The following is an 18,941-nucleotide window of genomic DNA, read 5'->3' on the forward strand; positions in this document are numbered from 1 at the left end:
CCTCCTGGAGCCCCCGGCCTCAGCTTTCCGGGACGTCGAGCAGTACGATCCGGTGGGCGCCCCTGGCCTCCCCGGGGTACCGGCTGACCAGATCCAGGCGCAGACGCGAGGTGCGCACCGGGTCGAAGGTGACGACGGTCGGTTCGCCGGAGGCGTCGGCCCAGGTGACCTCCGCCCCGCGGACCGGGGTGAAGCGGCGGCCGTCCCAGGCCGACACGGTGATCGAGGCGGGCAGGGTGTGCGTCGCGTCGAGGGTGAAGGACACCTCGACGCGGCGCACTCGGCGTTTCCTGGCCCAGGTCACCGAGACCCAGTCGGCCTCCCTGGCCCCGTCGAAGGCGGGTAGCAGCGCGGTGGCGGGCTTGTGGAAGGCGTTGGACCAGCCGGTGGCCGGGTCGCCGTCCAGCATGGCGGCGGGCAGTGTGTCGGGCGCCCCCGAGTAGCTTGCGTCGGCCTGCGGATACGCCGGTGCGGCGGGACCGGGGTCGGGGGCGAAGGGCGGGGTGGGGGTGACCCGGGTGGTGGTGCCGCCGGTGGTGCGGAGGGTGATGGTGGCCTTGCGCAGTCCTGTTGAGCGGGCGGTGAGGGTGAGGGGGCCGGGCTTGGTGCCGGTGCGGATGATGGCCAGGGCTTTGCCGTGGTAGGCGGTGCGGGTGCCGGCCTGGTAGCGCTCGGCGCTCTCCTGGCGGCCGTTGTCGACGCCTGCCACTGAGCCTCCGGAGACGTCGAAGGCGATGAGGTGATCGGCGTCGGGGACCACCACGCCGTGTGCGTCGACCACCTCGGCGGTGATGAAGGACAGTGATCGGCCGTCCGCGTGCACGGTCTTGCGGTCGGGGGTGAGGCGGATGGCGTGGGGGCGTCCGGCCGTACGCAGCACATCGGTGGCCACGACGCGGCCGTCGCGGCGGGCCACCGCCTTGAGCTCACCGGGTGCGTAGGGGACTTTCCAGGTGAGGTGGAGTTTGCCGGCGCTGCCGTTGGGGCTGGTGTAGCTGCCGGGGTAGGGGCCGGAGGTGACGGTTTTGTCGTCGCCGGTGGCTTCGGTGGTCTCCAGGTAGGTGCGGCCGTCGGTGGTCTTCTTGGTGTCGAAGCGGCGTATGCCGAGGGAGTCGCCGTTGAGGAACAGTTCCACGGTGTCCACGTTGGCGTAGGCCCAGACCTCGACGGTCTCGCCCGGCCGGTGGTCGGTCCAGTTCATCGGCACCAGATGGACCATGGGCTCACTGGTCCACTGGCTCCTGAACAGGTGGTACATGTCCTTGGGGAACCCGGCCGTGTCCACCGCGCCGAAGAAGGACGCCTTCACCGGGAACACGTCGTACGGGGTGGGCTCGCCGATGTAGTCGATGCCCGACCACAGGAACTGCCCGGTGAAGAACTTCCGGTCGCGGTCCTTCTTCAGCCCGTACTCGCCGCTCATGGTCCAGGAGGCGAGGTTGTTGTCGTAAGAGGACGGCTCACGCTTGCCGGGGGTGTGGTTCTCCCCGGTGTTGAGGTGCTCGGGCTCCTGATAGGCCCCGCGGGAAGAGGTTTCGGAGGAGGACTCGGACTCGAAGAGGAACAGATGCGGATAGCGGGCGTGCAGGGCGTCCACCGAAGCCGCGGTGTTGTAGTTGAGGCCCAGCCCGTCCAGCTTGGCGAGCATGCGGTCGGCGGCCGAGCCGGGGGACGGCAGGGAGCGGTACTTGTCGGAGCCGATCACGACCGGCCGGGTGTCGTCGGCCTTCCTGACCGCGTCGATCAGCCGCTCCGCCATGCCCAGTCCGGCGGTGCTGGTGGAGTCGGGGATCTCGTTGCCGATGGACCACATGATGACGGCGGGGGAGTTGCGGGCGGCGCGCACCATCTCGGTGATGTCCGCCTCACAGTGCTCGTCGAAGAAGCGCCCGTAGTCGTACGGGTTCTTGCCCGTGCGCCAGCAGTCGAACGCCTCCACCAGCATGACGATGCCCAGCCGCTCGCAGATCTCGATCATCTCCGGGGCGGGCGGATTGTGCGAGGTGCGCAGGGCGTTGACGCCCATGCTCTTCATGATGGTCAGCTGGCGCAGCGCGGCGTCGGCGTGGAACGCGGCGCCGAGCGCCCCCAGATCATGGTGGAGGTCGACACCCTGGAGCTTGGTGTACTGGCCGTTGAGGGTGAGCCCGTGGTCGGGGTCGATGGTGACGCGGCGGATGCCGAACGGAGTGCGGTAGCGGTCGGTGGTCTGGTCCCCGACCCGTAGCTCGGTCTCCAGGGTGTACCGCTGGGGTGTGTCGAGGGACCACAGCCGTGGTGTGCCGACGGTCATCTCCTGGGCGGCGTCGCGGGTGGTGTCGGCGCCGACGGTGAGAGTGGAGCGGGCATGGGCGACCGTATGACCGTCGGGGTCCTTGACCGTGGAGAGGACGGTGACGGACTTCTCGTCGCCCGACGCGTTGACCACGCTGGTGCGCACCCGGACGGTGGCGTGGTCTTCGCTCAGGGTGGGGGTGGTGACGTACGTGCCCCAGCGGGCCACGTGGACGGGGTCGGTGATGACGAGGCGGGCGTGGCGGTAGATGCCGCTGCCGGAGTACCAGCGGCTGCTGGGCAGCTGGTTGCGGACCCTGACGGCGAGGACGTTGGGGGTGGTGCCGTCGGCGTGGACCACGTCGGTGAGGTCGAGGGCGAAGCCGGTGTAGCCGTAGGGGTGGTTGCCGACGAGCTTGCCGTTGCAGTACACGTACGCGTCCATGTACACCCCGTCGAACTCGACGGAGATCCGCTTGCCCGCGACCCCGGGCGGCAGCGTGAAGGATTGGCGGTACCAGCCGAGCCCGCCGGGCAGGAAGCCTGTGCCGCCCGTGGTGCCGTGCTCGGTGGTCGGCGTCAGCTCGATGCTCCAGTCGTGCGGCACCGCGACCGTGCGCCACGCGGAGTCGTCGTAGCCGGGCTCGTGGGCGTTGTCGTAGTCGCCGGTCGGGTCGGCGTTCCCGTCCGGGGTGACGAGGACGAACCGCCAGCCGTCGGAGAGCGGGACGCTCCGCCCGCCGGTGGACCGGGACGCGGCGGGCGCGGAGGCGGCCGCCTGTGCGGGGATGCCGGTGGCGAGCGTCCCCGCCATGGGCGCGGCGCTGCCGGCGATCAGCAATGATCTACGAGTGACCGCCATGGCGATCCCCTTCTCTTCGATTATGTTGCTTCTTGGGAATGCCGAGCGACCTCAACCGCCCTTTGCTGAACAGATTCTGACAGTTTCGAACAGGCCGATGTCAAGGCCCGTGCTGCAGCCGCACCTCGTCCGCCGAGCAGATCTCGACGCCCATGTTCCGTTCCATCATCCGCAGCGCGGCGTCCGCCAGGTCACGGTGGATATGCGCCACCGCGTCGTACGGCACGGCCACCGTCAGATGGCGGATATGGGCGTCGAGGGCGGAGTAGAGCACACACTGCTCGGTGACCTGACCGCACAGGACGGTGCGGCTGATGCCGCGCTGCCCCAGCAGATACTCCAGCGGCGTCTGGTAGAAGATCGAGTGCCGGGCCTTGACGACGAAGAGCGAGTCCTCGTCGGGCCGGATGGGCTCCACCAGATCGGCGTGCGGCGACCGCAGCGCCATGTCCAGGAGTTCGTCGTGGTGCGAGCGCCAGCGGCCGAAGTTGTCATTGACGCAGATGACCTCGACCCCCGCCTTCCGGGCCCTGGTCACCAGCTTCCGCACCGCGGGCAGCGCCTCGCGGACGGAGGGGACCAGCAACTCGGCGTCCTCGTGATCATACGTGTTGATCATGTCGATGACGATGAGCGCGGTGTCGTCGTGCATGCCAGTGCCCCAGGGGTCGTCGATCAGGCCAGCAGGCTTTCGTCGAGATGGGCCAGCAGATCCGCCGGACTCTCCCGGATCTCGGCCGCCCCGGCGTCCGTCAGCGCCTCGCGGGGGACGCCACCGGACAGCAGCGCCACACAGGGCACCCCGGCCTTCCGGCACGCCATCACGTCCCAGACGCTGTCGCCGACGAAGACCGCGTCCCCAGGCGGCACTCCGGCCCGCTCCAGGGCCCGTTCGACCAGGTCGGGCGCGGGCTTGCCCTCGTCGACGTCGTCCGAGCTGAGCGCGTCGCCGGTCATGTCGTCCGCGCCGATCGCCGCCCGCATGGCCGCCAGTTCGTCCTGGCCGGCGGAGCTGGCCAGCACCACGTGACGCCCGCGGGCCGCCACCGCGCGCAGCAGTTCCCCGGCGCCTTCGAAGGCGGGCAGCCGGCCGAAGTACGTGGCGTACAGGGTCTTGTGCGCGCCCGTGATGCTCTCGTCCCGCGAACGGTCCCGGTCCTCACCCAGCAGATGGTCCAAGAGCCGGTCGGAGCTCCTGCCGATGGCGAGGTGGACCTGCCGCATCGGCACCGCGTGCCCCGCCTGCCGGAACGCCTCCCACCAGGCCACGGTATGCAGATAGTTGGTGTCCACGAGTGTGCCGTCCACGTCGAACAGCGCGGCCCTCCGTACGGCGGTCATGGTCTCCTCCCGGGGTGGGAAAGGGGAAGTGGCCCCCACCCGTGGCGGGGGCCACCTCGTGTGGTGGGGGGTTTCCGGCCTCAGATCTCATAGTGGTGCCGGTGATGCGGGTCGGGATCCTCGACCACCGGAGGCGTCGCGGCCGTCGGCGGGATCATTCGCCGCCGCTTGTAGACACTGACGTACGCGGCCATGCCGATGAAGCCGACGGCCATGAGGATCAGGCCCACCAAATGCACATTAAAACCACTGCTGTTCCAGTCCGTCGCGAAGGTGAGGATGCCTCCGATCGCGACCATGAGGATGCAACCGCCCAAGCCCATGAGTATTGCCTCCGAACATCAGTTAGCTCTTCCGGGCCGGTCCGCTTTCGGGTACCCCCCAACGGCCCCTCCAATCTCAGGAGCGACTGCCCTCGGCATCGGCGTCCGCGGCCACCGCCTCGTCGAGCGCCTTGAGGTCCCGGCGGGCCCGGGCGCGGTCCTTGGCGGACGCGTCCGTGACGTCGAGGAAGATCTGGTCGGCGTGCGGCCAGACCTCCGCCATCTTGGTCTTGACCCGCACCAGGACCTCCTCGACCTCTTCGCTGTCGAGCCCGGCGACGAGATCGATCCGGGCCGCGACCAGCGTGGATTCGGTGCCCAGACGCATCGTCAGCAGCGTGGTCACCGTGTCGATCTCCGGCTGCTCGTCGAGGAAGTGCCGTATCTCCCGCCGCTGCGCCGGATCGATCGCCTCACCGATCAGCCGGCCGCGCGACTCCATGGCCAGCCGGTAGGCCACGTAGACCAGCAGCGCCCCGATCAGGAACGACGCCACCGCCTCGTACACCCCGTCGCCGGTGATCATGTGGAGCCACATGCCGAGGAGGGCGAACACCACGCCGAGGCAGGCGGTGGAGTCCTCGGCCAGCACGGTGCGCAGCGTGGGATCGCTCCCCGCGCGGATCTCGGCGAGCATGCCGTGGCCCGCCTTCCGGGCATTGCCGCGGACCTGGATCAGGGCGCGGACCAGCGAGGAGCCCTCCGCGATGAGGGCCACCCCCAGCACGGCGAGGCCGACCAGATAGCCGGTGTGGTCCTCCGAACTGCCCGACTGCAGCGCCTCGGCGCCCTGGAAGAAGGAGAAGCAGCCGCCCATGACGAAGATGCCGACGGCGGCGAGCAGCGCCCAGAAGTACCGCTCCTTGCCGTAGCCGAAGGGGTGCTGGGCGTCCGGGGCGCGCTTACTGCGTTTGAGGGAGGCGAGCAGGAACACCTCGTTGAGGCTGTCCGCGACCGAGTGGGCGGCCTCCGAGAGCAGCGCGGGGGAGCCCGTGAAGACCCCGCCGATCGCCTTGGCGAGGGCGATGACGAGGTTGGCGCCGAGCGCGACGAGCACGGTGACCGCGGTTCTGGTGTCCTCGCCGGACCGGGGACCGGTGGTGTGTGCCGCGGATTCGCTCATCGTGGGACTCCATTACGTCGACTCGTCGGTGTCCCACTCTGGTGTCCCGAAGCGGCGGCCTTAACCGTCCCGCCCGCCCGGAACGCGGCACGCCCCGGGGAGAGCCACTCCCGCGGGGCGTGCCGGTTCCTCCGGTCGGAGGCCGTCCGGTCGGCGTATCGTCCGGCCGTCCGGTCGCCGGCCGGTGCGGGTCAGCCGGTGGGCCCGCCACCGGGGCCGGCCGGAACCTTGGGCATCGGGGTGAACACGTCCAGCCCCATCACGGCCGCGATCACCAGGCCGATGACGCCGAGCGCCACCGCGCCCCAGGCCACGGCCGTGACCCAGGTGGTTCCCGAGGCCGGCGTGGCGGTGCGCTGCCGCAGCAGCACCACGGCGGCGATGACCACGGCGGCGAGCCCGAACAGCCCGTTGAAGAAGGCCGTGGTGTGCCACGGCGTGCCGTAGACCGCCTCGATCTGGTTGGCGGCGGCCCCGGACTGGGCCTTGATCTGCCCGGTCAGCTGCTCACGCTCCTGCAGCATGGTGCCGAGCCAGGTGCCGGTGAGTGACGCGAGGCCGAGGCCCGCGGCGGCCACGGCGGCGGCACCGGAGAGCACCCCGGAGGAGGCCGCCGGGGTGGCCGGAGCGGTCACGGGCTCATCGGGCCGGTCCGCGGCCGCTTCAGTGGCGGACTCCTCGGCGGGAGCCTCGGTGTGCGGTTCCTTCGGGTCGGAAACAGCGTTTCGGACACCCTCCGCCGTTGCTTCTTCGGCTTCTGCGGGTTGCGCTGTGCGGTCGGTCGGTCGGTCCGTCTTGGTGGTGTCCATGGGGCGGACCGTAGGTGCCGAAAATGAGAGTCCGCTGAGAATGAGCCCCGGCCTCCGCCCGGGTGCCGCCGACCGGTGCGCGCGGGCCGCTGCGCATACGCTGGCCAGGCAGTCTCACGATGGCTGAAACTCTTCGCCGCACCCGACAGGAGCACATCGTGACCGGCCCTCCTCGACGTCGCTCCGCCCCGCAGGGCGGCTCGCGGCACCGGCTGCGCACATGGCTGCTGGAGGGCCAGACCGACATGGTCAAGCGGCAGCCCGGGCCGCACGCCGAACCCGAGGGCGCCGACCGGGGCCGCCCATGGTGGCGGGTCATGTGCCTGACCGGCCTCGACTACTTCTCGACCCTCGGCTACCAGCCCGGTATCGCCGCTCTCGCCGCCGGGCTGCTCTCCCCACTGGCCACGGTCGTGCTGGTGGTGGTGACCCTCGCGGGCGCGCTGCCGGTCTACCGGCGGGTGGCCGTCGAGAGCCCGCACGGCCAGGGCTCGATCGCGATGCTGGAGCGGCTGCTGACGTTCTGGAAGGGCAAGCTCTTCGTCCTCACCATGCTCGGCTTCGCCGCGACCGACTTCCTGATCACCATCACCCTCTCGGCCGCCGACGCCACCGCCCACCTGGTGGAGAATCCGCACTCCACCGACCTGCTGCGCGGCCATGAGGTGGCCGTCACCCTCGTCCTCATCGGGCTCCTCGGCGCGGTCTTCCTCAAGGGCTTCACCGAGGCCATCGGACTGGCCGTCGTCCTGGTCGGCGTCTATCTGCTGCTCAACGCCGTCGTGGTGACCGTGGGGCTGTGGCACGTCTTCACCGCACCGCACGTCATCACCGACTGGACCACCGCGCTCACCGCCCAGCGCGGCAGCCCGCTGGTCATGGTCGCCGTATCCCTGGTGATCTTCCCCAAACTGGCGCTCGGGCTGTCCGGGTTCGAGACCGGCGTCGCCGTCATGCCGCACATCGAGGGCGCACCCGGCGACACCGAGGAGCGTCCCACCGGCCGTATCCACGGCGCCCGGAAGCTGCTCACCACCGCCGCGGTCATCATGAGCGTCTTCCTGATCACCTCCAGCCTGATCACCACCCTGCTGATCCCCCAGCACGCGTTCCGGCCCGGCGGCCCGGCCAACGGCCGCGCCCTGGCCTACCTCGCCCACGAATACCTGGGATCCGCCTTCGGCAGCGTCTACGACGCCGCCACCATCGCCATCCTCTGGTTCGCGGGCGCCTCCGCCATGGCCGGGCTGCTCAACCTCATGCCCCGCTACCTCCCGCGCTACGGCATGGCCCCCCACTGGGCGCGCGCGGTGCGCCCGATGGTGCTCGTCTTCACCCTCATCGCGTTCCTGGTGACCTGGCTGTTCAGGGCCAACGTGGACGCCCAGGGCGGGGCGTACGCCACCGGCGTCCTCGTCCTCATCACCTCCGCCACGATCGCCGTCACCCTCGCCGCGCGGCGCGCCCGGCAGCACGGCTGGACCCTCGGCTTCGGGACCATCGCGGTCGTCTTCCTCTACACCACGGCCGCCAACGTCGTCGAGCGGCCCGACGGCGTCAAGATCGGCGCGTGTTTCATCGGCGGGATCATGGCCGTGTCCCTGCTGTCCCGGGCCGCCCGCGCCTTCGAGCTACGGGTCACCAGCGTCGCCTTCGACGACATGGCCCAGCGCTTCATCCGCGACACGGCGCACCGCAAGATCCGGTTCATCGCCAACAAGCCGCAGGCCTGTGACCTGGCCGAATACCGTGACAAGGAGCAGCAGGTCCGGGCCGACAACGACATCCCGCCCGAGGACGACATCATCTTCGTCGAGGTCACCGTCGCCGACCCGTCGGAGTTCGAGAGCGAGCTGCGGGTGCGCGGAAAGGTGATGCACGGCCGCTACCGGGTGCTCACCATGGAGAGCGCCACCGTCGCCAACGCGCTCGCCGCCATGCTGCTGGCGGTGCGCGACGAAGCCGGCCAGCGGCCGCACATCCACTTCGAGTGGACCGAGGGCAACCCCCTCGCCCACTTCCTCCGCTTCTTCCTCTTCGGCCAGGGCGAGGTGGCCCCCGTCACCCGCGAAGTGCTCCGCGAGGCCGAACCCGACCGCGACCGGCGCCCCCACATCCACGTCGGCTGACCGCCCCGCGGCCCCTCACGGCCCGCGGCCCACTACGTCCATCCGCCACCGCACCTCGCCGTCCTGCCGGTGGGAGGTGGGCGCGAGCCCGGCAGCGCGGGCGACGGCCGCCGAGGCCGCGTGGCGCGGGTGGATGTGCGCGATGACCTGGGCGACGCAGCGGGTCGCGAGCCACCCCACCAAGGCCCGGGCGGCCTCCGTGGCGTACCCCCGGCCCTGCCACGGCGTGCCCACCACCCAGGCGACCTCGGCGGTACGGTCGGCCGCGGGTCCGCTGACCGTGGCCTGGACCGTGCCCACCAGGCACCGCTCGGCCGCCGCGTGGAGCACCCAGTTGCACCAGGCCACCTCCGGGTCCGGCGAGCCCGCGGCCAGGCGCTCGTAGCGGGCGCGCAGGGCCGCGGGGGACAGGGGCGCGCCGCCGGTGAAGGTGTGCAGGGCCGGGTCGGACAGCGCGTCCGCCATCTCCGGCGCGTGGCCGGGGATCAGAGGCCGCAGCTCCAGCCGCGCGGTGGGGATGACCACCGCGCGGTCGGAGTGGCTCACTCGGCCGCCGCGGCCACGGGCTCGTCGGCCGACAGGCTGTCCATGAACGAGCTGACCGAGAACACGGCCCGCCCGGGCCCGGCCGGGCCGTAGCCCGGGGGCGAGGTCAGCCCGTACTCCTCCAGCGTCGCCCGGTAGGTCTCCAGCAGCCGGATGTGGTACTCCAGCGGCGCGCCCTGCGGATTGGCCTTGCCGAGCGGCGTGGTCGGCTCCGGGCACCACGTGGTGAACCGGGGGACGACGCCGTTGGACATGAAGAACCGCAGCCCCTCGGCGGTCGAGTCGATGGCCTCGTCCACGCTGGTGAAGCCGAACGGCTCGGCCATCTCCACGCCCGCCACGAAGTTGGGGATCACATTGCGCGCGCCGAACACCTCGGTCGAGTCCAGGATCCGCCGATGCCACTCGTCCCGGCCGACGTAGCGCTCCTTGCCCGGGCAGTACAGCTCGAACAGCCGCCGGTCCCACACCTCGAAGTTGGGGTGGTAGATGCGGATGCCGTAGTCGTGGAAACGCTGCACATCGTCGCGCGGCAGCGCCTGCGCCACCACCTTGCCGATCCAGCGGCCCGGGAAGCGCTCCTCGATGGCCTTCGCGTAGTGGCCGTAGAAGTCGGCCTCGTCGCGGCCGCCGACGTGCGTGGTGATCGAGCCGCCGGTGAGGGTGTACGCCTGGGAGGCGCCGGCGGTGTCGTGCCGGTCGATGATCTCCAGCGCCTCCAGCACCTCCTCGACCGGCTTGACCCCGGTGTACGGACGGCCCGCCGCCTTGTGCTGGCGCCAGTTGTGGTTGATGTCGCAGTACTGGCACTCCTCCTTGGCGCCGAAGTACTGGCACACCCGGAACACCGTCAGATAGACCAGATAGCCCCACTGGATGGTCGGCGCGACCTCCATCACCGACTTGCCGTTCGACAGCGTGTGCCGGTAGTACTCCGGCATGGGCGGCAGGCCGACGTCCGCGATCCGGGTCCCGTCCAGGTACAGCCCCAGTGCCCCGTCCTCCCCGGCCCGCACCACGTACGGCGAGTCCGGGTTGACGCGCACCGACACCACGGTGCGCCGCAGCCCGTACGGCCCGTCGGTGAGCACGATCTCCTCCGGCGGCCGGTTGAGCGCGGCGGCGCCCAGCTCGGGAAGGGTGCGGTGGTCGAAGGAGAAGATGAAGTACGACTTCGGCTTGACGTCCCCGTCGTCCCCGCCGCTGAGCGCGGAGTCGTCGAAGGCCATGCCGCCGCGCAGCAGATCCTCCTTGATCACCGCCTCCGGTGGCACCTGCGGGAAGCGCCCCATCAGCTCCTCGACCAGCGCGGTACGGTTCGGACTCGTCATCTGCTGCACCATCCCTGACTCGATGAGATTCGCCGGCTCCCCCGCAGGTCTTCTCGTCCCGCCAGCCTAGATCAGCCCCGTGACCGGCCTGGATCAGCCCCGTGATCCGCCCGCTGCCGGGCGCCGCGCGCCGGGGCGCTCTACGGTGGGAGGAGGATGCCTGTCAACCGGCTCGGCCTGGTCGTCCACCGGGCCCGCCCCGCCGCTGTCGCGGCGGCCCGTGCCGCGCACTCCTGGGCCGCAGCGCGGGACGTCTCCTGCACCGAGATCGACGTGTGGCGCGAGGGCCGTCCCCGGGGCAGCGCGCGGGAGGAGTCCGCCTCGGCCGGGCATCCCGATCTGATCGTCACCTTCGGCGGTGACGGCACGTTCCTGCGCGGGGCCCGCATCGCCGCCACGGACGGTGCCGCGGCGCTGGGGGTGAACGTGGGCCGGGTCGGCTTCCTCACCGAGATCACCCCCGACGACCTGCGGCCCGCCCTGGACGCCGTGCAGGCGGGCCGCACCACGGTCGAGGAGCGCATGATGCTCACGCTGCGCGCGTCGCGGCCGCTGGACATGCCCGCCGGGATGGACGCGCTGCTGCGGTACGGACGCGGGCCGGTGCTGCCCGCGCCGAAGATCCGGCCCGGCAGCCCCGAAGAGGTCGGCTGGGGCGTCGCCCTGGACGTCACCGCCCTCAACGACGTGGTGTTCGAGAAGCTGGCCCGCGACCGCCAGGCCGGGGTGGCGGTCTATGTGTCCGGGCAGTTGCTCGCCTCGTACTCGGCCGACGCCATCATCGTGGCCACCCCCACCGGCTCCACCGCGTACAGCTTCGCCGCGGGCGGCCCGGTCGTCTCCCCGCACATGGACGCGGTCGTCTTCACCCCCGTCGCCCCGCACATCGCCTTCGACCGCAGCGTGGTGGCCGCGGTGGACGAGGCCGTCGCGATCCGGGTGCTGCCGCACTCCGGGCGGGTGGCGGTCTCCATCGACGGGCAGCTGCGCGGGGTGCTGGAGCCGGGCGACTGGGTGGCGGCGTACCGGGCCCCGGCCCGGCTGCGGCTGGTACGGATGCGGCCCGCCGAGTTCTACCACCGGCTGCGTGACCGCTTCCGGCTCGCCGACTCGCCCGCCGCCGACCAGGCCCCGCCGTTCTACCGGCCCCGCAGCCCGGTCCCCGACGACCTCGCCCATCTGCGGCTGCCCCCGCCACCGGGCGCCGGATGACGGGCCCGCGGGCCCACGGTGCGGCGCGCGGTCGAGATGCGGGGCCCCGAACCCGGTGTCATGGTGAGGGCTGTGACAGCTCAGAGGTTTCACACCGATCTCACGCTGCGTGTCAACGGCGCCGACCGGCCCCTCACCCTCGACAACCGGGTCACCCTGCTGGACGCCCTGCGCGAACACCTCGCGCTGACCGGCACCAAGAAGGGCTGCGACCACGGCCAGTGCGGCGCCTGCACGGTCCTCCTCGACGGCGAACGGGTGAACAGCTGCCTGGTGTTCGCCGTGACCGCCGCCGGCCACGACATCACCACCATCGAGGGCGTCGCCGACCTCGCCGCCACGGAGGATCTGCACCCGCTCCAGCAGGCGTTCCTGGAACATGACGGCTTCCAGTGCGGCTATTGCACCCCGGGCCAGATCTGCTCGGCCATCGGCGCGCTCGCCGAGGCGGCCCGCGGCTGGCCCAGCCACGTCACCGAGGACGTGGCCGCCGGTGTCCGCGCGCCCGACGCCCTGGACGACGACGAGATCCGGGAGCGGATGAGCGGCAACCTGTGCCGCTGCGGGGCGTATCGCGGCATCGTGGACGCCATCCGTGAGGCCGCCGGGGCGGACGGCGCGGGCGTGCCGGTCCGGGGCGGTGTGTGATGAAGCCCTTCGCGTATCAGCGCGCCACCCGCCCCGAGGCCGCCGCCTCCCTCGTCGCCGACTCCACCGAGGCGGTGTACCTGGCCGGGGGCACCAACCTGGTCGACCTGATGAAGCTCGGCGTCACCGAGCCCGCCATGGTCGTCGACATCACCGGACTGCCGTACGACCGCATCGAGCACCGGCCCGACGGCGGGGTGCTCATCGGGGCCCTGGTGCCGGGCAGCCGGCTCTCCGGCGACCGCGGCATCCGGACACGCTTCCCCGCCCTCGCTCAGGCGCTGCTGGCCGGGGCCTCCGGACAGCTCCGGACCCGCGCGACCACCGGCGGCAATCTGCTCCAGCGCACCCGCTGCGTGTACTTCCAGGACATCACCAAGCCCTGCAACAAGCGGTCCCCGGGGACGGGCTGTTCGGCGATCGGGGGCAGCCACCGCGACCTCGCCGTGATCGGCACCTCCGACGCCTGCGTGGCCACCAACCCCTCCGACATGGCGGTGGCCCTGGCCGCGCTCGACGCCGTCGTCCACCTGCGGCGCGCCGACGGCGGCCCGCGCACCGTGCCGCTCGCCGACTTCCATCTCCTGCCCGGCGACACCCCGCACCGGGAGACGGTGCTCCAGCCCGGCGACCTCATCACCGGCGTCGAGCTGCCCCCGCCGCCGCCCGGCGCCATGCGCTACCGCAAGGTGCGCGACCGCTGGTCCTACGCGTTCGCGGTGGTGTCCCTCGCCGCCGTGGCCGCCACCGACGGGCAGGGAGCGCTGCGGGAGATCCGGCTCGCGCTCGGCGGGGTGGCGCCCAAGCCGTGGCGCGCGCACACGGCCGAGCGGCTGCTGACCGGGCGGCGGCCGACCGAGGACGCGCTGCGCACCGCGGCGCTGTCCGAATTCGCCTCGGCACGCCCGCTGCCGGACAACGCCTTCAAGATCGGCCTCGCCGCGGACCTCATCACGGCCACCGTGCGCGACCTCGTGGCAGGGGAGGGGCGATGACCACCCTCGAACGGACCGTGGGCACCGGGGTGACCCGGATCGAAGGGCGCGAGAAGGTCACCGGCACCGCGCTCTACGCGTACGAGTACCCCGTACCGGACGCCCTGTACGCCGTGGCGGTGCAGTCCACCATCGCCCGCGGCCGGGTGCGCTCCGTCGACGCCGGGCCCGCGTCGGCCCTCCCCGGGGTCGTCGCCGTGCTGGACAGCGGCAGTGTGCCGCGGCTGCGTCCGACCGACGACCCGGAACTGTCCGTCCTGCAGTCCGCCGAGGTCGCCTACCGGGGGCAGATCGTGGCGGCCGTGGTCGCGGACAGCTATGAGACGGCGCGTCAGGCCGCGGCCGCGGTACGCGTCGGCTACGCGGAGGAGCCGCACGACGTCGAACTGCGCGACGGCGATCCGCACATCTTCGTCCCCGAGACCGTCAACGCCGGATACGTGGGCCGGACGGAGCGGGGAGACGTGGACACCGCGCTGGCCACGGCTCCGGTCACCATCGACGCCACGTACACCACACCGCCCGAGCACACCTGCGCGATGGAGCCGCACGCCACCATCGCGGTCTGGGACGGCGACACGCTGACCCTCTACAACGGCGACCAGGGGCCCTGGGTGACGGCGAACACGCTCGCCGCCCTGTTCGGGCTCCCCGAGGGCGCCGTACGGATCGTGGCGGACCACGTGGGCGGCGGGTTCGGCTCCAAGGCGCTGCCCCGCCCGCCCACGGTGCTCGCCGCGCTGGCCGCGCGGGCGGTCGGCCGCCCGGTGAAGGTGGCGGCGACCCGGCAGCAGATGTTCACCATGGTCTCGTACCGGACCCCCACCGTGCAGCGGGTCCGGCTGGGCGCCGAGCGCGACGGCCGGCTCACCGCGATCTCGCACAACGCGCTCCAGCAGAGCTCCCGGCTCACCCCGTACTGTGAGCAGACCGTCGTCGCCACCCGCATGATGTACGCGGCGCCGCACCGCCGCACCATCCACCGCCTGGCACAGCTCGACGTGCCCACGCCGTCGTGGATGCGGGCGCCCGGCGAGTCCCCGGGGATGTTCGCGCTGGAGAGCGCGATGGACGAGCTGGCGTACGCGCTGGAGATGGACCCCATCGAGCTGCGGGTGGTCAACGAGCCGTCCGCGGACCCCGAGTCGGGGAACGCCTTCAGCAGCCGCAACCTCATCGCCTGCCTGCGCGAGGGCGCGGCCCGGTTCGGCTGGGCAGGGCGTGACCCCCGCCCCGGCCGCCGCCGCGAGGGGCGGTGGCTGGTGGGCACCGGCGTCGCTGCGGGCACCTACCCCGCCCACACCTGGCCCGCCACCGCGACCGCCCGCGCGGAGCCCGACGGGCGCTTCACGGTGAGGATCGCCGCCGTCGACATCGGCACCGGAGCCCGTACCGCGCTGACCCAGGTGGCCGCGGACGAACTCGGCGTGGCGCTGGACCGGGTCACCCTGGACATCGGCCGCAGCTCTTACGGCGAGGCCCCCTTCGCGGGCGGCTCCATGGGCACCAGCTCCTGGGGGTGGGCGGTGAGCAAGGTGTGCCGGGAGCTGTCCAAGCGGCTCGGCGACCTGGCCGGGCAGATCCCGCCCGGCGGGCTGGAGGCGTACGCGGACACCACCGAGGACGTCCGGGCACGGGAGGACCTCGCGCGCCACGCCTACGGCGCCCAGTTCGCGGAGGTGCGGGTGGACGCGGACACCGGGCAGGTGCGGGTCGACCGGCTGCTGGGGATGTTCGCCGCCGGGCGCATCATCAACGCCCGTACGGCCCGCTCGCAGCTGCGCGGCGGCATGTGCATGGGGCTGTCGGCGGCGCTGTACGAAAACCTCGAACTCGACCCGGACTTCGGCGACTTCGCTAACCATGACCTCGCCACCTACCATGTGGCGGCTCACGCCGATGTGCGTGATGTCGAGGCGTACTGGATCGAGGAGGAGGACGACCGGCTCAGCCCGATCGGCGCCAAGGGCGTCGGGGAGCTGGGCATCGTCGGGACGGCCGCGGCCGTCGCCAACGCCGTCCACCACGCGACGGGGGTACGGGTGCGCGACCTGCCGATCACCCTGGAGCGGGTGCGCGCCGGCCGGACGCCGTGACCTGACACACCAGGGGACCTGACACACTGGAGGGGGCTGACAACGCCCCCTCCCGGGTGTCCCGCGGTAACGGCGCGGGACACCCGGAGCGTGAGGGGCGGATGCGGGGCGGTACCGCCTTACTGGGCCGCGCCGCCACCGGCTCCGGCGTCACCGATCGTGGCGCCGACCGCCTCCAGCGCGGTGGTCACCGGCTGGAAGAACGTCTCACCGCCCGCGGTGCAGTCGCCACTGCCGCCGGAGGTCAGGCCGATGGCCTTGCCGTCCTCGGTGAACAGGGAGCCGCCGCTGTCGCCGGGCTCGGCGCAGACGTCGGTCTGGATGAGCCCGCTGACCGAGCCCTCGGCGTAGTTGACGGTCGCGTTGAGACCGGTGACCGAGCCGCCGTTCAGCCCGGTGGTGCTGCCCATGCGCTGCACCTCCTGGCCCACCGACGCCTCGGCCGCCTCGGTGATGTTCACCGTCTTGCCGTCGCCGGTGTCGACCGTGCTCGGGGCATCGGTGGCGGTGTCGTCGTACGTGGCGAGCGCGAAGTCACCGGTGCCGGGGAAGGTGGCGTCCTTGACCGTGGCGACCGGGGCGCCGTCCTGCGTCTCCGACCACTCCTCGGCCGCGACACCGCAGTGGCCGGCGGTCAGGAAGCCCGGGTCGCCGCTGTCGGTGGTGACGTTGAAGCCCAGGGAGCAGCGCGAACCGCCACCGAAGATGGCGTCACCGCCTGCGGCGAAGGTCTTGAACGTGCCCGCTGAGCGCTTGACGTCGGCCATGTCCGCGCCCAGCGACTTGACGGTGGACTGGAGGGTGTCCCACTTCGCGCCCTTGACGGTGCTGTCCGCCGTGACCTGGAGCTTGTTGGTCTTGGGGTTGATGGCCCAGGCGGTGCCCGCCATGGTGGCCTTCTCCTTCAGCGTCGCCTCGGCGGCCTTCAGCGACTTCATGCTGTTCTTGGCGTCCTTGGCGACGGCCCCGGCGCTCTTGACCGAGAGATCGACATTGACCTTGTTGCCGACGACGTTGACGACGACCTGCTGCTTGTCCTTGTCGTACCAGGCGCCGCCGAACGCGTCGCCCAGGCTCGACGCGAGCTGCGAGATCACGTCCGAAGCGGAATCGGCGTTGAGCGCCTTGGGCTTGGCGTCGAGGGCCTCGGACTTCTTGTCCTGCGAGGCGTTGGCGTTGGGCAGCAGAATGGCCGCGCCCGCTACGGCGGCGGCCGCGGCGGCCCCGATGACGATCTTTGTTTTGGGGGCGCGCTTGTGACTCCGGCTCAACTTGTGACCTCCTGTGGGGCGCACGGGGTCGTACGCAGGGGACGGGGTTGGCTACGGAGGTTCATACGCATGGGCCGCTGATTGTGTTCAGACCCCTTCCGCCGCCACGCGGTGACGGGGCTCACACCTTTCGACGTGGAGCGGCAATGCCTGCATTGGTGTCCGTATGCGGGGTACCGGCCGTCCTGTGTCCCTTTCCATCCACGGGACCCGCCGCGCAAGAGAGGAGCGAACCGTGAGTGACGAGCGACCGGAAGCCCCCGGGGAACAGGCTCCCGCCATCCCCAGGGACCTGCCCGACCAGCAGGCGCAGGGCGGTCCGGACCCGCTGGACATCACCGGCGGCACACCGGACTCCGCTCCGCCCCACCGCCCGGAAGACGTCCCCGACCTGGACGAACCCGGCACCCGTCGGCGCGGAAAGCCGCACAGCGGAGGCGTGCACCCCGAGCAGCCGGTGCCCGACGAGCCCTCCGGATGAAGAGGAAGGTATTCACGAATGGCCAGTCAGGAACGCTCAGCCACTCAGGTCGTGGTGGTCCTCAACGGACACTCCAAGGAGGACGCCGACACCGTGTTCGGCGTGCTCCACGCCTGCTACCCCTCCGGCCCGGCCTCCGGCACCCCGCCGCGCGAGGAGGCCGACGGGCACCCCACGGTGTGGAGCGCGACGTTCGAGGTGGCCGGTGTGCGGCAGGAGCCCACCCCCACCCCCTTGGGGGCGCCGCTCACCGCCGATCTCCAGGGCGGCCCCCGCCAGGTGGAGCAGCTGCGCGACGTCCTGGCCACCGCCTTCGTCGTACGCGACGAGGGCCGGATGGCCGGTGACCAGGAGCGTGAACTGCGTCTGCGGCTGGAGAGCCGCTGACTCAAGCAGAGTTCTCCGCGCGCCGGGTGCCGGGCTTCTCGTACCCGGCGCGCCGGAACGCCCACTCCATGCGTGGCTCCACCACCGCGCGGAAGACCCGCCGCACCGGCGCCGTGCACAGCAGCGTGACCATGGTGACGGCCGCGGCGGTCACCGCCAGCTCGCCCAGCGGGGTGTGCAGCCACGGGTGGTCGTACCACCCGCCGAAGCGGGACGACTTGATGATGAAGCCGTGCAGCAGATAGCCGTACATCGTCCCCGCGCCGAGCACCGTGAACCAGGTGCGCCGCCCCGGCACCCAGGCCAGGAAGCAGGCCGTCAGCACCAGCGCCCCCACGAAGAGGACGGGCGTGGAGAGCAGCCCGGCCCACTCCGGCACACCGTCCAGGGCCGCGACGCTCTTGCGGTGGTAGAACCACTCCGAGTTGAACCACGGCGCCACCACGTACGCCGTGATCAGCGCCACGATCCCGACCGGCAGCGCGATCCACCGCGCCCGCCAGGTGCGCAGCCGGGCGAAGTGTTCCGGGCGGAGGGTGAGCCCGAGCACGAAGAACGGCAGGAACGCCAGCGTCCGCTGGAGCGACAGATCGCCGCCGGTCTCCGGCGAGAGCGAGCCGAGCGCGGCCACGGCCAGCGCGACCGGCACCGGATGGCGCAGGGCCAGCCACAGCGGGGTGGTGAGCCGCCAGATGAACAGCGCGACCAGGAACCACATCACGTACCACGGGTCGAGCAGACTGAACGGTTCGTCCGGGTTGTCCAGTGCCCAGCGGGAGAAGAGGGTGTAGGCGACCTCGAAGACGACGTACGGGACGACCACGCCGGTCACCAGCCGCCGCAGCCGCTTGGGCGCCATGTCGAAGCTGCGGGAGAAGTAGCCCGATATCAGCGCGAAGGCGGGCATGTGGAACGCGTACACCAGCAGGTAGATGGCCATGGAGGCCCGGCTGCCGTACGTCAGTGGTTCCCATGCGTGGCCGCAGGCCACCAGCACGATGGTGAGGTACTTCGCGTTGTCGAAGTACGCGTCACGGGCCTTGCCCGGCGCCGTGCCCTCACCCCGTGCCGGTCGTTCCGCCGGGGCGCGCGGGGTTGTCACACGGGCGGGGG

17 protein-coding genes are annotated in these 18,941 nt (G+C 71.7%); 7 read left to right on the top strand and 10 right to left on the bottom strand.

Going from position 1 to position 18,941, the window contains the following annotated elements; genetic code table 11:
* Window positions 1-19: 19 nt before the first annotated feature.
* From ASC60_RS18525 to ASC60_RS18550, 6 genes are all read right to left on the bottom strand, one after another.
* Window positions 20-3,136: a glycoside hydrolase family 2 TIM barrel-domain containing protein gene (locus ASC60_RS18525; RefSeq protein ID WP_055552254.1), complete on the bottom strand. Its 3,117-nt coding sequence runs from the start codon at window positions 3,134-3,136 to the stop codon at window positions 20-22.
* A gap of 100 nt (window positions 3,137-3,236) precedes the next feature.
* Window positions 3,237-3,788, bottom strand: a complete 552-nt coding sequence (locus ASC60_RS18530) for a cysteine hydrolase family protein (RefSeq protein WP_055552255.1) — start codon at window positions 3,786-3,788, stop codon at window positions 3,237-3,239.
* Window positions 3,789-3,811: 23 nt separating this feature from the next.
* Window positions 3,812-4,477 (bottom strand): HAD family hydrolase, encoded by a 666-nt coding sequence (locus ASC60_RS18535; protein ID WP_055552257.1) that lies wholly within the window; start codon window positions 4,475-4,477, stop codon window positions 3,812-3,814.
* A gap of 80 nt (window positions 4,478-4,557) precedes the next feature.
* Window positions 4,558-4,800, bottom strand: a complete 243-nt coding sequence (locus ASC60_RS18540) for a hypothetical protein (RefSeq protein ID WP_055552259.1) — start codon at window positions 4,798-4,800, stop codon at window positions 4,558-4,560.
* Between the two features lie 76 nt (window positions 4,801-4,876).
* Window positions 4,877-5,923, bottom strand: coding sequence for a cation diffusion facilitator family transporter (locus ASC60_RS18545; RefSeq protein WP_055552261.1), 1,047 nt, complete (start codon window positions 5,921-5,923; stop codon window positions 4,877-4,879).
* Window positions 5,924-6,114: 191 nt separating this feature from the next.
* Window positions 6,115-6,732 (bottom strand): hypothetical protein, encoded by a 618-nt coding sequence (locus ASC60_RS18550; protein ID WP_055552263.1) that lies wholly within the window; start codon window positions 6,730-6,732, stop codon window positions 6,115-6,117.
* Window positions 6,733-6,977: 245 nt separating this feature from the next.
* On the opposite strand from ASC60_RS18550, the gene ASC60_RS18555 reads away from it, so the two are divergent.
* A complete protein-coding gene (locus ASC60_RS18555; RefSeq protein ID WP_234357023.1) occupies window positions 6,978-8,861 on the top strand; it encodes an amino acid transporter in 1,884 nt (627 codons plus the stop codon).
* A gap of 15 nt (window positions 8,862-8,876) precedes the next feature.
* Here ASC60_RS18555 and ASC60_RS18560 read toward each other — a convergent pair whose 3' ends face one another.
* Together ASC60_RS18560 and ASC60_RS18565 are read right to left on the bottom strand one after the other, a co-directional pair.
* Window positions 8,877-9,407: a GNAT family N-acetyltransferase gene (locus ASC60_RS18560; RefSeq protein ID WP_055552266.1), complete on the bottom strand. Its 531-nt coding sequence runs from the start codon at window positions 9,405-9,407 to the stop codon at window positions 8,877-8,879.
* Window positions 9,404-10,738, bottom strand: coding sequence for a radical SAM protein (locus ASC60_RS18565; RefSeq protein WP_055552500.1), 1,335 nt, complete (start codon window positions 10,736-10,738; stop codon window positions 9,404-9,406). Before ASC60_RS18565 ends, ASC60_RS18560 begins: the two co-directional genes overlap by 4 nt.
* 156 nt (window positions 10,739-10,894) lie before the next feature.
* On the opposite strand from ASC60_RS18565, the gene ASC60_RS18570 reads away from it, so the two are divergent.
* From ASC60_RS18570 to ASC60_RS18585, 4 genes are read left to right on the top strand one after another with little or no spacing between them, the layout of a single operon-like run.
* Window positions 10,895-11,950 carry an NAD(+)/NADH kinase gene (locus ASC60_RS18570; RefSeq protein ID WP_055552268.1) on the top strand — a complete coding sequence of 352 codons (1,056 nt, stop codon included), beginning with the start codon at window positions 10,895-10,897 and terminating at the stop codon, window positions 11,948-11,950.
* Between the two features lie 36 nt (window positions 11,951-11,986).
* On the top strand, window positions 11,987-12,598 hold the full coding sequence (locus ASC60_RS18575) for a 2Fe-2S iron-sulfur cluster-binding protein (RefSeq protein ID WP_055552502.1): 612 nt from the start codon (window positions 11,987-11,989) through the stop codon (window positions 12,596-12,598).
* Window positions 12,598-13,593, top strand: a complete 996-nt coding sequence (locus ASC60_RS18580) for a xanthine dehydrogenase family protein subunit M (protein WP_055552270.1) — start codon at window positions 12,598-12,600, stop codon at window positions 13,591-13,593. The genes ASC60_RS18575 and ASC60_RS18580 overlap by 1 nt, the downstream gene beginning before the upstream one ends.
* Window positions 13,590-15,689: a xanthine dehydrogenase family protein molybdopterin-binding subunit gene (locus ASC60_RS18585; protein WP_055552272.1), complete on the top strand. Its 2,100-nt coding sequence runs from the start codon at window positions 13,590-13,592 to the stop codon at window positions 15,687-15,689. Before ASC60_RS18580 ends, ASC60_RS18585 begins: the two co-directional genes overlap by 4 nt.
* Before the next feature lie 119 nt (window positions 15,690-15,808).
* Here ASC60_RS18585 and ASC60_RS18590 read toward each other — a convergent pair whose 3' ends face one another.
* Window positions 15,809-16,960 (bottom strand): S1 family peptidase, encoded by a 1,152-nt coding sequence (locus ASC60_RS18590; RefSeq protein WP_079038469.1) that lies wholly within the window; start codon window positions 16,958-16,960, stop codon window positions 15,809-15,811.
* A 235-nt stretch (window positions 16,961-17,195) separates the two neighbouring features.
* On the opposite strand from ASC60_RS18590, the gene ASC60_RS18595 reads away from it, so the two are divergent.
* Window positions 17,196-17,441, top strand: coding sequence for a hypothetical protein (locus ASC60_RS18595; RefSeq protein WP_055552274.1), 246 nt, complete (start codon window positions 17,196-17,198; stop codon window positions 17,439-17,441).
* 18 nt (window positions 17,442-17,459) lie between these two features.
* Entirely contained in the window at window positions 17,460-17,828 is a 369-nt protein-coding gene (locus ASC60_RS18600; protein WP_055552275.1) for a hypothetical protein, read from the top strand.
* Between the two features lies 1 nt (window position 17,829).
* Here ASC60_RS18600 and ASC60_RS18605 read toward each other — a convergent pair whose 3' ends face one another.
* Entirely contained in the window at window positions 17,830-18,930 is a 1,101-nt protein-coding gene (locus ASC60_RS18605) for an acyltransferase family protein (protein WP_079038483.1), read from the bottom strand.
* Window positions 18,931-18,941 lie beyond the last annotated feature (11 nt).

Source organism: Streptomyces sp. NBRC 110028 (genome assembly GCF_001417735.1).
In the GTDB taxonomy this organism is placed as follows: Bacteria; Actinomycetota; Actinomycetes; order Streptomycetales; family Streptomycetaceae; genus Streptomyces.

What these genes read in the sequence shown, in the direction of transcription:
- ASC60_RS18525 (WP_055552254.1), bottom strand. Translation starts at nt 3,136, where the DNA reads ATGGCGGTCACTCGTAGATCATTGCTGATCGCCGGCAGCGCCGCGCCC.
- ASC60_RS18530 (WP_055552255.1), bottom strand. Translation starts at nt 3,788, where the DNA reads ATGCACGACGACACCGCGCTCATCGTCATCGACATGATCAACACGTAT.
- ASC60_RS18535 (WP_055552257.1), bottom strand. Translation starts at nt 4,477, where the DNA reads ATGACCGCCGTACGGAGGGCCGCGCTGTTCGACGTGGACGGCACACTC.
- ASC60_RS18540 (WP_055552259.1), bottom strand. Translation starts at nt 4,800, where the DNA reads ATGGGCTTGGGCGGTTGCATCCTCATGGTCGCGATCGGAGGCATCCTC.
- ASC60_RS18545 (WP_055552261.1), bottom strand. Translation starts at nt 5,923, where the DNA reads ATGAGCGAATCCGCGGCACACACCACCGGTCCCCGGTCCGGCGAGGAC.
- ASC60_RS18550 (WP_055552263.1), bottom strand. Translation starts at nt 6,732, where the DNA reads ATGGACACCACCAAGACGGACCGACCGACCGACCGCACAGCGCAACCC.
- ASC60_RS18555 (WP_234357023.1), top strand. Translation starts at nt 6,978, where the DNA reads ATGGTCAAGCGGCAGCCCGGGCCGCACGCCGAACCCGAGGGCGCCGAC.
- ASC60_RS18565 (WP_055552500.1), bottom strand. Translation starts at nt 10,738, where the DNA reads ATGACGAGTCCGAACCGTACCGCGCTGGTCGAGGAGCTGATGGGGCGC.
- ASC60_RS18570 (WP_055552268.1), top strand. Translation starts at nt 10,895, where the DNA reads ATGCCTGTCAACCGGCTCGGCCTGGTCGTCCACCGGGCCCGCCCCGCC.
- ASC60_RS18575 (WP_055552502.1), top strand. Translation starts at nt 11,987, where the DNA reads ATGCGGGGCCCCGAACCCGGTGTCATGGTGAGGGCTGTGACAGCTCAG.
- ASC60_RS18580 (WP_055552270.1), top strand. Translation starts at nt 12,598, where the DNA reads ATGAAGCCCTTCGCGTATCAGCGCGCCACCCGCCCCGAGGCCGCCGCC.
- ASC60_RS18585 (WP_055552272.1), top strand. Translation starts at nt 13,590, where the DNA reads ATGACCACCCTCGAACGGACCGTGGGCACCGGGGTGACCCGGATCGAA.
- ASC60_RS18600 (WP_055552275.1), top strand. Translation starts at nt 17,460, where the DNA reads ATGGCCAGTCAGGAACGCTCAGCCACTCAGGTCGTGGTGGTCCTCAAC.